Below are 12818 nucleotides of genomic sequence, written 5' to 3'. Positions count from 1 at the left end.
AAATATTTTATAATTAGACATCCGAGGTACTAATTACAAATGTAGTTAGTATTTAATGCATTATTTACTTGATGAAAATGAGCGAGAGCTTGTTTGGATTCCGGTAAATAAGTAGTTCTTCATATAAACAAAGTAAGTGTGAAGAACATCAAAAATAATAAATTTTAAATATAGTGTATGATACACGCTAGTGTCATACAAACACTAAATCTATATGATTTAAGAGGTTAAACATAAAGAGCGTAGGGTGGATGCCTAGGCACTGACAGCCGAAGAAAGACGTGACAAGCTGCGAAAAGCTGCGGGGAGAAGCACATATTCAGTGATCCGCAGATGTCTGAATGGGGAAACCCGCTTGGAAGGACTCCAAGCATCTGTATGCCAATACATAACATACAGAAGGGAACCCGGTGAACTGAAACATCTAAGTAGCCGGAGGAAAAGAAAACAACAGTGATTGCGGGAGTAGTGGCGAGCGAAACCGTAAGAGCCCAAACCGTGGTGCGTGCACTGCGGGGTAGAGGACTGCAAAAGGAGAAAGATATATTACCTGAACCGTTTTGGAAAAGCGGGCCAAAGAGCGTGAGAGCCGTGTAAGGGAAAATGTATAAAATCCTGCAGTATCCGGAGTACCACGAGACACGAGAAACCTTGTGGGAAGCAGGGGGGACCACCCCCCAAGGCTAAATACTAGTCAGTGACCGATAGCGTATAGTACTGTGAAGGAAAGGTGAAAAGAACCCCGGGAGGGGAGTGAAAAAGAACCTGAAACCCTATGTTTACAAACTGTGGAACACCGCAAGGTGAACCGCGTACTTTTTGTAGAACGGTCCGGCGAGTTACATGTACAGGCAAGGTTAAGTATTAAAGATACGGAGCCGAAGGGAAACCAAGTCTTAATAGGGCGAGTTAAGTCAGTATGTGTAGACCCGAAACCGGGTGATCTATCCATGTCCAGGTTGAAGTTTGCGTAAAAGTGAATGGAGGACCGAACGCACATCCGTTGAAAAGGGTGGCGATGAGGTGTGGATAGGGGAGAAATTCCAATCGAACCCGGAGATAGCTGGTTCTCCTCGAAATAGTTTTAGGACTAGCCTCGTTAACAGTCTACCGGAGGTAGAGCACTGAATTTTTGCGGGGGCGTCAAAGCCTACCAAGAGATATCAAACTCCGAATGCCGGCTAGATGATAAACGGGAGTCAGACTACACGAGATAAGTTGGGTAGTCAAAAGGGAAAGAGCCCAGACCTACGGCTAAGGTCCCAAAGTGTGTGTTAAGTGGAAAAGGATGTGGGATTTCAAAGACAGCTAGGATGTTGGCTTAGAAGCAGCCATACATTAAAAGAGTGCGTAACAGCTCACTAGTCGAGAGGTCCTGCGCCGAAAATGTCCGGGGCTAAACACAACACCGAAGCCTGGGAATGTATTTTATACATTGGTAGAGGAGCATTCTTATAAGCGTAGAAGCCATACCGGAAGGAGTGGTGGAGTAATAAGAAGAGAGAATGCCGGAATGAGTAGCGAGAAAGAGGTGAGAATCCTCTTGGCCGAATATCTAAGGTTTCCTGAGTAAAGCTGATCTACTCAGGGTAAGTCGGGGCCTAAGGCAAGGTCGAAAGACGTAGTCGATGGATAACAGGTACAGATTCCTGTACTACATATAATCAGAACTGTGGGGACACGGAGACTAAAAACCGAACCCGGGAGGACAAAAACCGGGGCAAGCGAAGTACCTGTATGGGAGGCAAATCCACCATGCAAAGGGAAAACGTGATGCGTACCGAAAGTTAGTAGGGAAGTCGGTTAGGGAGCCGTCAAGAAAAGCCGCTATTGTATTATATGTACCCGTACCGCAAACCGACACAGGTAGATGAGGAGAGAATCCTAAGGCCGGCGGGAGAAGCATTGTTAAGGAACTCGGCAAAATGACCCCGTAACTTCGGGAGAAGGGGTGCCACTTTAAAAGAGTGGTCGCAGAAAAAAGGCTCAAGCAACTGTTTAGCAAAAACACAGGTCTATGCGAAACCGTAAGGTGAAGTATATGGGCTGACGCCTGCCCGGTGCCGGAAGGTTAAGAGGAGAAGTCAGGAAACGAAGCTTTGAATTGAAGCCCCGGTAAACGGCGGCCGTAACTATAACGGTCCTAAGGTAGCGAAATTCCTTGTCGGGTAAGTTCCGACCCGCACGAAAGGCGTAATGATTTGAGCGCTGTCTCAACAATGCACCCGGTGAAATTGAAGTACCAGTGAAGATGCTGGTTACCCGCGCCAGGACGGAAAGACCCCATGGAGCTTTACTCCAGTTTGGTACTGGGATTCGGTAATACTCGTACAGGATAGGTGGGAGACATTGAGGCATGAACGCCAGTTTATGCAGAGTCGCCGTTGGGATACCACCCCTGTATTGCTGGATTTCTAACCTGCAGCCGTTAGCCGGTTGGGGGACAATGCCAGACGGGGAGTTTGACTGGGGCGGTCGCCTCCGAAAGAGTATCGGAGGCGCTCGAAGGTTCCCTCAGAATGGTCGGAAACCATTCAAAGAGTGCAAAGGCAGAAGGGAGCTTGACTGTGACACCGACGGGTGGAGCAGGTACGAAAGTAGGACTTAGTGATCCGGTGGTATAAAGTGGGATTGCCATCGCTCAACGGATAAAAGCTACCCTGGGGATAACAGGCTTATCACTCCCAAGAGTTCACATCGACGGAGTGGTTTGGCACCTCGATGTCGGCTCATCGCATCCTGGGGCTGTAGCAGGTCCCAAGGGTTGGGCTGTTCGCCCATTAAAGCGGTACGCGAGCTGGGTTCAGAACGTCGTGAGACAGTTCGGTCCCTATCCGGCGTGGGCGTAAGATATTTGAGAGGAGCCGTCCTTAGTACGAGAGGACCGGGACGGACTGACCGCTGGTGTACCTGTTGGAGAGTAACTCCATGGCAGGGTAGCTATGTCGGGACGGGATAAACGCTGAAGGCATCTAAGCGTGAAGCCCCCCTTAAGATGGGATATCTCATGTGAAAACAGTAAGACCCCTTGAAGACTACGAGGTAGATAGGGCCAAGATGTAAGTACAGTAATGTATTAAGTTGATGGTTACTAATAGGTCGAGGGTTTAACCAAAAGATAGGAAAATTTATGTATATAATCGGAGACATCATCAAATCCGTAAGTGAATTTGAGATGTGCTTTCTTACTAAGCTTTAAACAAAGGTTTAGCTAAGTAAGAAGTGCAGTTTGGTAGGCAGTTCTGAAGGTACATCACCTTTTCTTAGAGAGTACAGGCGAAGTGAATACGAGCTTAGAAAAAAGATTTTATGAAGTAAAATCATAGTAAATTCTTTTAAAAACCACTTGCAAAGTTAATAAAAATTTGCTATACTCCATAAGGAAATTGCCCTGATAGCTCAGTAGGTAGAGCATGCGGCTGTTAACCGCAGTGTCACAGGTTCGAGCCCTGTTCGGGGCGTTGTTTAGGAAACTAGACTACGGCGACATAGCCAAGCGGTAAGGCGTGGGTCTGCAACACCCTGATCACCAGTTCAAATCTGGTTGTCGCCTTGATTAGAAAATCTAATCCTTTGCGGGAATGCTGGAATTGGCAGACAGGCAAGACTAAGGATCTTGTGTCTGTATAGACGTGAGGGTTCAAGTCCCTTTTCCCGCACTTTTAAGAACAACTTCGGTTGTTCTTTTTTTAGATATACCTATATATTGAAATCTGACATATATAATATTTTAAACTGAAAATTATTATAGAGAAATTATCCAAAACATTAATGTATTAACAAGAATTTAATATTTAATAATGCAATATTAATAAAAAAGATTGCATAAAACCAAATGTAATTAAAAATTTAACATATTGTAATAAATATACTAGTGTAAATTAATTGTTCTATTTGCAAAACTCTGATATAATCTAATCGTTCTAAAATTAAAGCAAGGAGTGCTCATGGAAAAGAAAATTTTAACATTAGCATCTGCTCTAACCCTTGTTTCATTATGTAGTTTTAACGCTTATGCAGATATGGATTTGGAGACAAATAACGCGGTCTCCGGAATGGCGATAGCTTTGAATAATTATAAAGCCAGCTCTATATCTCCACAGACGGCTTTAGAGGAGTCACTAAAGGTAGCAACGACTAATACGATAGAAATAACAGGAGCTGACGATGCAAGAGTGAAGCTTGTAAATGATACGGTGAAGTACGAGGCACCATCTATACAGGATAAACTCAAAGAGGATATTGTCAAAGATAATATCGCAGTAGCAAATAAAAAAAAGGACACCGTAGTTCATGCAAGTGCAAAGGAAACCGGTGAAGCTGTAGGAAGTATTTCATACAGCTCGGTTGCAACAATTGTAAGCACTGAAGTAAATGAAAGCGGAGAGTGGCTTAAGATAAGCTCGGGAAGTGTTGAAGGATATGTAAAGGCTTCAGAAGTTGCAACAGGAAATAAAGCCAAGAAAATGGCGAAAGAATCGATTGTAACATATGCCACAGTGGTAGATATTGACAATGTAAGACTGAGGAATACCCCCGATATAACTTCAAATACCCTTACAATGCTTGAGGGTGGTGAAAAGTTCGTTGTCGTCGGACAGGATAAGAACTTTGTAAAGCTTCAGGTGGATGATGATTTGACGGGATATGTTTATAAGGACTTTATAAAGACCGATATTTCATATAAAACCGCCAAGACAACAGAAGAGAGTACCATTGAGGCATTAGAGAAGGCAAAGCTTGAGACTGAGGCAAAAGAAGCAATGGCTGTATATGAAAATCTTGTAGTTGCAGATGAGGAAAAGACTACTGCAGCTAAAAAAGAAATTGTTGCGATTGAAGATACAACCAAGGCTAAGGATACAACAAAATCCGAAGAGATAAAAACGTCCAAGGAAACAACAAAAGTAACGATAATTACTGATAAAACAACAGCTAAAGTGAGTGAAGAGCCAAAAACTGTTAAATCTCCTGCAGCTGAAAAAAGAGAAACACCTGCCAGCAAAGAGGCGAATATAAATGTTCCCGATACAACAAAGGAAACAATAAAGGCTATAGAGGATAAGCCTGATGTGCCAAAGAGTGCCGATGCACCGAAGGAAACACCAACTTCTCCTGAGACAACAGTAAGGGAAACAAGCAAGCCTACTGAAGCAAGCTCAAAGCAGGAAACCAAAGTGGAAACTACCACCGAAACGGTAGAGGCAAAAAAAGAGGCTGAAACTAAAAAACAGTCGGAATCTATTAAAGCGGTGGAAGATACCAAGAAAGAGTCGGAATCTATAAAGGCTATAGAGGATACCAAGAAAGAGTCCGGATCTATAAAGGCTATAGAGGATACCAAAGAGTCGGAATCTATAAAGGACATAGAGGATACTAAAAAAGAGAGTGAATCTGTTAGAATAGAGACTGCAAAAGAGCCTGAGGCAAGTACCACAGAGGCTACAAAGCCTGTTGAAACAGTGAAGGAACCTGATTCAACAAAGTCTGCCGACACAGTGGAGGATCCAAATGGAAATAAGCTGTTGTCAGCAGTCAAGGAGTCAGAAACAATAAAGGCTGTTGAGGATACAAGCAAGCAGCCTACGACTACAAAGGCGAAGGCGGAGACAACGACACAGGCAACTACTCAAGCTACAACTCAGGCAACCACACAGGCTACAACAGCAGCCCAGTACGGACCGGGAGGAAACAGTGAAAAGCCTAAGGAAACAGAGGCAAAGACTACAGCCGCTCAGAAGGAAACAACTGTTGTAACAGGAGAAAATGGCGGACCGGGTGTAAGCAAGTCAAAGGAGACAGCCGCTACAACAGCTGCTGCAACAAAAGCCGCTAAGGAAAAAGCGTCAAGGTCGGCAATAGTTGCCTATGCAAAGCAGTTTGTCGGCAATCCATATGTTTATGGCGGTACATCCTTAACAAATGGAGCTGATTGCTCAGGTTTTGTAATGAGAGTGTATGAGCATTTTGATATAAGTACCGGAAGAAATTCAAGACAACAGGCTAATAAGGGAACTGAGATAAGTATTTCAGATGTTCAGCCCGGAGATTTGTTATTCTATGGAAGTTCCGGTGAAATAAGTCATGTGGCTATATATGTCGGTGACGGAAAGATAGTACATGCAGCCAATAAGGAATTGGGAATTACAGTAGGTAGCAGAAGTTACCGTGCCCCTATAAAGGCAGTCACATTCCTAAGATAATATATACTGTTTATAAAAAGTCGGGTTAATTTGATATGTACCCGACTTTTTTATTATAATATGATGCTTTAAGAAAAAAACAGTATTAAAAATATATTTGATTATAAACACCTATGACATATCTACACGGTATTTACTAAAAGTATTATAAAAAATATTTGGCATTAATTACAAAAAGTATTATAATGATATGTAGTAAGAAGAAATGGGAGAAATAAATGAAAAAAAGTTTTATATTGTTAGGTGCCGTATTGGCATTAACGCTTAGCGCATGTGGCTCAAAGCCGGCTGAAACAACTTCCACACAGGGCAGTCAGGACAGTTCTGCAAAAACAAGTATTGACACTGCAGGATTCCTTGTTACTTCAATCAATGCGGATATACAGACTGCAGATCCACATAAGACATCCAAGGATTATCTTGTACCTCTGAATGTTTTTGACAGACTTGTGGAAGCACAGATTAAAGATGACGGTTCCAGTGAATTGGTGCCTTCTTTGGCAAAAAGCTGGGATATATCGGATGACGGAAAGGTTTATACTTTACATCTTCAAGAAGGTGTAAAATATTCAAACGGTGCGGATTTTAAATCAGATGATGTTGTATATTCACTTACAAGAATATTAGGCGTTACAGGAGCTGTGAACGGTGATTTTGTAAGTCAGATAGAAGGTGCGGATAAGGTTATGGATGGAAGCGCTACAGAACTTACAGGAGTAAAGGCTGTAGATGATTATACCGTAGAGATAACATTGTCGGAGCCTTATGCAGGTTTTCTTGCATGTCTGTCATCTTCACCTGTATGTATGCTTGATAAAGATACCACTGAAGCTGCCGGTGACAAGTTCGGAATAGATCCGGAGGTCACAGTAGGTACAGGTGCTTTTAAAATGGCGGAGTGGACAGTGAATGATTCAATAGTGATGACAAAGAATGATACTTACCGGGGTGGAGATGTATCTCTTCCGGGAGTTCTTATAAGAGTTATACCTGATTCAGAGACCAGAAATATGATGTTTAAGAATGGTGAGCTTGATATATTGGACTTTGACTTTATGCTTGACTATGTAGAAACATATAAGAAAGAGATGCCGGATGTACTTTATCATACACCAAGAGTAGGAATCACATATTTTACATTTAATGAGAATATCGAACCTTTAAACAATGTAAATGTCAGAAAAGCCGTATCAATGGCAATAAATCGACAGGAAATAATAGATTCTTTACTTGGCGGAGTGGCAGCGGTAGAGAACGGTATTTTCCCCAGAGGACTTATCGGACATAATAATGATTTGCCGGAGTTAAAGTATGATCCGGAAGGTGCAAAGGCTTTGCTTGCAGAGGCAGGTTATCCTAACGGTTTTGATATGGAGATATCAGTGGATTCATCATCTTCAGATACAACAAAGACAATACTTGAGGTAATGGCATCACAGTTAAATGAAGTGGGTATCAATGCAACCATTAAAAACTATGATGAGTCTACATGGCTTGCCACAAGAAAGGACGGAACCTTAGGTTCATTTATGTCTACATGGACAGCAGATTACAATGATCCGGATAATTTTATATATACATTCTTCGGAAATGAAAATAATACAAAGCAAAGATCAATTAACTATAGTGATAAGGCGGTAATGGACAGAGTAAGTGCAGCCAGAACAATAGTAAATACTGAAGAGAGAATAGCCGAGTACAATGAACTTGAAAAGAAGATTGTTTCGGAAGACTTTGCATGGCTTCCTATGTTCTCAAAAGAGCATTATTATGGTGTAAGTAAGAATATAGAGGGCTTTAAGCCAAACTGGGCAGGAATTTCGGATATGAGATTTGTCGGATTTTCAAAAAAATAGATATAGCACTTGATATGGATAATTGGTATAATGGAGCGAGATATCGCTCCATTTTTAAATGGGGATTTTTTGGAGGCGGAATTGTTTAAAAACATATTAAAAAGAGTTTTGGTTTCCATACCTGTGTTGATAGGTGTGGTTTTGATAATATTTATTATGTTAAGAGTTGTGCCGGGAGATCCTGTTACCACAATGCTTGGAGAACATGTAAATCAGACCGTTATAGATAAGATAAGTAAAGAAATGGGGCTTGATAAGCCTTTATATATGCAGTTTTTTACATATATTTCACATGCAATAAGAGGAGATTTCGGAACAAGCTACAGACTGAACAGGAATGTTACCGGTATTATACTTGATGCATTTCCAAATACTGTAAGGCTTGCAATATGCGCCGCAATAGTATCCTGGATAGTGGGAATAGTTGCCGGAATATTTGCGGCAGTAAATAAAAACAATATCTTGGACAGATTGTTTATGGGAAGTGCATTGCTTGGAGTATCCATGCCTGTATTTATGGTTGCGCTTGTTTTACAATATCTTTTTGCCTACAAGTTAAAAATTTTTCCGGTGTCGGGATATGAAAGTGCAGCTGCAATGGTATTGCCGTCTATAGTTCTTGGCTGGAATTCCGCCGGAAGTATTGCCAGAATGACAAGATCCAATATTCTTGAAGTAATGCAGGAGGATTATATAAGAACTGCAAGGGCAAAGGGCTTGCTTGAATTTGCTGTAATGAAATCACATGCATTAAAGAATGCCATGCTGCCTGTGGTAACAATGATGGCATTACAAATATCCTCCATGCTTTCAGGTGCCGTTATCACGGAAAATATATTTGGTATACCGGGGATTGGCAGGCTTGCTGTGAATGCGATAGAAACCAGAGATATGCCGCTTTTACAAGGAACGGTTATATTTACTACAATACTCGTTATATTAGGTAATCTGATAGCGGATTCATTGTATTCTATTTTAGATCCGAGAATCAGAAAGGAGATATAGGATAGTTCAATGAATAAAAAAGATAATATAAAAACAGATCCTGTAAAAGAACAGATATTTGGATCTGAAATTGAGCCGGAAGAGAGTTTTATAGAAAAACTTAAGAATATAATAAGTCAAAACAGATTGGCTTTCTTTTCTTTAATAGTTATTATACTGATTATACTCTGTGCTATATTTGCGGATATAGTATGTGTGTATAATCCATATGCGCAGAGTTTAAAGGACAGATTGCTGGCACCGTCATTTGCACATCCTTTGGGAACTGACGAACTTGGAAGAGATACTCTTACAAGAGTAATATACGGTGCGAGGATTTCACTTACAATAGGTTTGATACCTACATTTATCTCTATGACTATAGGTACAGTGCTTGGACTTATTGCAGGCTATTTTGGTGGAAAAATTGATTTTGCCATAATGAGACTTGCAGATATAATGCTTGCATTCCCTTCACTATTGCTGGCTATGGTGGTGATGTATACCATGGGTGGAGGGCTTATAAATATTTTTATTGCACTTTCTTTGGTGAACTGGGCATCTACATCAAGGGTGGTGCGATCAGAAACACTTTCTCTTTCAAAAAAGGAATATGTGGAAGCGGCAAAGAGTATGGGAGTAAATAACGCTACAATTATTTTCAGACATATATTGCCAAACTGTATACCGACCTTGGTTGTATTGTTTACTTTAAGTATTCCTTCGGCAATACTTTCTGAAAGCTCATTAAGCTTTTTGGGTGTCGGAGCTCAGCCTCCTACAGCAAGCTGGGGATTGATGGTTGTAAGTGCAAAGAAATACCTGTTTACACAGCCTGTACTTGTACTGGCACCTGCTATTGCCATAATGATAGTGGTTTTAGCATTCAATTTTCTGGGTGACGGATTAAGAGATGTGCTTGATCCATACCTTAAGGAGCAGTAATATGGACAATATTTTGACTATAAGAGATTTGAAGGTTGCCTTTCAGGTAAAGGGAAAATCAGCCTATGCACTGGACGGCATAGATATAGACATACCAAAGGGAAAGATAGTTGGGATAGTCGGAGAGAGCGGCTGTGGAAAATCTATGACTGCTATGAGTATTATGGGACTTATAAAAAAGCCTGGAAAGATAGTGGGAGGAAGTATAGATTTTTGTGGCAAAGATCTTACCAAAACAGGAGTGAAAGATTATGCAAAAATCAGGGGCAAGGAGATCTCAATGATCTTTCAGGAACCAATGACATCACTTAATCCTGTGGTAAAAGTAGGAAAACAGGTGATGGAATCCATTATATTGCATGAAAATCTTTCTAAGGATGAAGCCAAAAAAAGAGTTATTGATATTTTTAATGAAGTAGGTATACCGGAGGCTGAAAAAAGATTTAATTCATATCCGCATGAGCTTTCGGGCGGGTTAAGGCAAAGAGTAATGATAGGTATGGCAATGATATGTAAGCCTAAGCTTTTGATTGCGGATGAGCCTACCACTGCGCTTGATGTTACCATAGAAGCACAGATTTTAAAGCTTATGAAAAAACTTTGTGAGGATAACGGTACATCAATAATAATGATTACCCACAATATGGGTGTGGTGGCAGAGATATGTGACTATGTTTATGTAATGTATGCCGGAAGAGTGGTGGAATCGGCAGATACAAAGACAATTTTTACAGAAACTTCACATCCATATACATCAGGGCTTTTAAAGTCTATTCCGACAATCGGGAAAAAACAAAGCAGACTATATACCATAAAGGGAAATGTACCGAATATTTTAAATTTGCCAAAGGGTTGCAGATTTGTAGACAGATGTGATTGTGCAGAGAATATTTGTTATTACGACAGACCGGAAAATGAATTTATCAGTCAAAATCATATGGTTTCATGTTTCCTAAAAAAGGATATAAGATGAGAAATATTGTATTAAGATTAAAAAATATAGTTAAGGAATTTCCTACATCAAAGAAAAATAAAAAGGTTCATGCCTTAAGTGATGTAAGTCTTGTTATATATGAGAATGAAACTTTGGCACTTGTAGGAGAGAGTGGCTGTGGAAAGTCCACATTGGGGAAATGTGCCATAGGACTTATAATGCCTGACAGTGGGGAAAGTATTTTTCTTGATGAAAATATATATACTAAAAAAGGAAATGATTTAAAAAACACCAAGAAAAATTTACAAATAATTTTCCAAGATCCCTATGCCTCACTGAACCCCAGAATGACAGTGGGTGAAATAATATCAGAGCCCATTATTACACATAATAAGGGAATGAAAAAAGAAGAGGTAAAATCAAAAGTACTTGAACTTATGCAAGATGTCGGTATTAGAAAAGAGTACTATAACAGATATCCGCATCAGTTTTCAGGAGGTCAAAGACAGAGAATCGGAATTGCCAGAGCGATTGCACTTAATCCGAAGCTTATTGTATGTGATGAACCGGTGTCAGCTTTGGATGTTTCGATACAGTCTCAGGTTTTGAATCTGCTTAAGGATTTGCAGGAAAAGAAAAAGGCATCATATTTGTTTATTTCACATGATTTATCTGTGGTTAATTTTATTGCAGACAGAGTTTGCGTAATGTTTTTGGGTAAGATATGTGAGATAGGAAATACGGATGATATTTTTGAAAATCCTCTTCATCCATATACAAAGCTTTTGCTGGATGCCATACCAAGCATTGAAAATGCCGGAAGGCAAAAGGAAATGTTAAAGGGGGAAATACCAAGCCCTATAGATGTTCCAAGCGGCTGTAGATTTCATACCAGATGTCCGCATTGTATGGATATATGTAAAACAGATGAGCCGGTTTTGAATGAAAAGAATGGCAGAAGTGTAGCCTGCCACAGGGTAAAATAGATTTTGTGAGATAGTTTAATGGACGAAAATATAAAAAGGGATATAAAAAGATTTATTGTTATTACATTGGCGGCTGTTTTGATGGCCGTAAATATAAAGACCTTTGTAAAAACCGGAGATTTATTTCCGGGAGGTGCAAATGGAATTACTTTGCTTATCACCAGATCGGCAGATGTGTTTTTTAATGTGAAGTTACCATATACATTGGTAAATCTTATATTGAATTTCGTACCTATATACATAGGCTTCAAATTTATCGGCAAGAAATTTACATTATTTTCATGCTGGGTTATTTTTTTCGCAGGATTTATGGTAGATATTATTCCGGGATATGCAATAACAGAGGATATATTGCTTATATCTATTTTTGGAGGGATGATAAACGGAACGGTTATCAGTATATGTCTTTTGATGAATGCAACTACAGGCGGAACTGATTTTATTTCTATCTTCCTTTCAGAGAAAAAGGGGGTTGATGCTTTTAACATAATTCTCGCAGGAAATGCAGTGGTTATTCTTATCGCCGGTTTTTTGTTCGGATGGGATAGAGCATTATACTCTATTATATTCCAATATGTAAGTACTACTGTGATAAGAATACTGTACAGAAAGTATCAACAAATTACACTTTTTATAGTTACAGATCATCCGAATGATGTTTGTGATATGATTTCAAATATAAGTAATCACGGTGCCACTACATGGAAGGCTGAAGGGTATTATAATCACAGCGACAGAACTCTGGTTTACTCAATAGTTTCAAGCGCCGAAGCCGATAAAGTAGTCAGTGCCATCAAGAAAATAGACAAATCGGCATTTATAAATCTTATAAAAACACAGCAGCTTTTGGGCAATTTTTATAGAAGCAGAGAAGAATAGAAATAGGCGTAAAATCCGTACATATTCAGAA

At 40.1% G+C, this 12818-nt stretch carries 7 protein-coding genes, 3 tRNA genes and 1 rRNA gene; all 11 read left to right on the top strand.

Going from position 1 to position 12818, the window contains the following annotated elements; genetic code table 11:
• Positions 1–225 precede the first annotated feature (225 nt).
• Positions 226–3115 (top strand): 23S ribosomal RNA (locus J4O15_RS12455).
• A 273-nt stretch (positions 3116–3388) separates the two neighbouring features.
• A tRNA-Asn gene (locus tag J4O15_RS12450) sits at positions 3389–3461 on the top strand.
• Between the two features lie 21 nt (positions 3462–3482).
• A tRNA-Cys gene (locus tag J4O15_RS12445) sits at positions 3483–3553 on the top strand.
• Positions 3554–3575: 22 nt separating this feature from the next.
• Positions 3576–3659 (top strand) — tRNA-Leu (locus tag J4O15_RS12440).
• A gap of 288 nt (positions 3660–3947) precedes the next feature.
• On the top strand, positions 3948–6203 hold the full coding sequence (locus J4O15_RS12435) for a C40 family peptidase (RefSeq protein ID WP_208100994.1): 2256 nt from the start codon (positions 3948–3950) through the stop codon (positions 6201–6203).
• Between the two features lie 218 nt (positions 6204–6421).
• Positions 6422–8059: an ABC transporter substrate-binding protein gene (locus tag J4O15_RS12430; protein ID WP_208100993.1), complete on the top strand. Its 1638-nt coding sequence runs from the start codon at positions 6422–6424 to the stop codon at positions 8057–8059.
• Between the two features lie 30 nt (positions 8060–8089).
• Complete coding sequence (locus J4O15_RS12425; RefSeq protein WP_009218939.1) at positions 8090–9064, top strand: ABC transporter permease; 975 nt, start codon at positions 8090–8092, stop codon at positions 9062–9064.
• Positions 9065–9073: 9 nt separating this feature from the next.
• On the top strand, positions 9074–9988 hold the full coding sequence (locus J4O15_RS12420) for an ABC transporter permease (RefSeq protein ID WP_208100992.1): 915 nt from the start codon (positions 9074–9076) through the stop codon (positions 9986–9988).
• 1 nt (position 9989) lies between these two features.
• Positions 9990–10961: an ABC transporter ATP-binding protein gene (locus tag J4O15_RS12415; protein WP_208100991.1), complete on the top strand. Its 972-nt coding sequence runs from the start codon at positions 9990–9992 to the stop codon at positions 10959–10961.
• On the top strand, positions 10958–11908 hold the full coding sequence (locus J4O15_RS12410) for an ABC transporter ATP-binding protein (protein ID WP_208100990.1): 951 nt from the start codon (positions 10958–10960) through the stop codon (positions 11906–11908). Before J4O15_RS12415 ends, J4O15_RS12410 begins: the two co-directional genes overlap by 4 nt.
• Positions 11909–11926: 18 nt before the next feature.
• On the top strand, positions 11927–12787 hold the full coding sequence (locus tag J4O15_RS12405) for a YitT family protein (RefSeq protein ID WP_208100989.1): 861 nt from the start codon (positions 11927–11929) through the stop codon (positions 12785–12787).
• Positions 12788–12818 lie beyond the last annotated feature (31 nt).

It is taken from the genome of Lachnoanaerobaculum sp. Marseille-Q4761, from assembly GCF_017565785.1.
Taxonomy (GTDB): domain Bacteria; phylum Bacillota; class Clostridia; order Lachnospirales; family Lachnospiraceae; genus Lachnoanaerobaculum.
This window is presented reverse-complemented; position numbering and strand designations above follow the sequence as displayed.

What these genes read in the sequence shown, in the direction of transcription:
- J4O15_RS12425 (WP_009218939.1), top strand. Translation starts at nt 8,090, where the DNA reads ATGGAGCGAGATATCGCTCCATTTTTAAATGGGGATTTTTTGGAGGCG.
- J4O15_RS12415 (WP_208100991.1), top strand. Translation starts at nt 9,990, where the DNA reads ATGGACAATATTTTGACTATAAGAGATTTGAAGGTTGCCTTTCAGGTA.
- J4O15_RS12410 (WP_208100990.1), top strand. Translation starts at nt 10,958, where the DNA reads ATGAGAAATATTGTATTAAGATTAAAAAATATAGTTAAGGAATTTCCT.
- J4O15_RS12405 (WP_208100989.1), top strand. Translation starts at nt 11,927, where the DNA reads ATGGACGAAAATATAAAAAGGGATATAAAAAGATTTATTGTTATTACA.
- J4O15_RS12435 (WP_208100994.1), top strand. Translation starts at nt 3,948, where the DNA reads ATGGAAAAGAAAATTTTAACATTAGCATCTGCTCTAACCCTTGTTTCA.
- J4O15_RS12430 (WP_208100993.1), top strand. Translation starts at nt 6,422, where the DNA reads ATGAAAAAAAGTTTTATATTGTTAGGTGCCGTATTGGCATTAACGCTT.
- J4O15_RS12420 (WP_208100992.1), top strand. Translation starts at nt 9,074, where the DNA reads ATGAATAAAAAAGATAATATAAAAACAGATCCTGTAAAAGAACAGATA.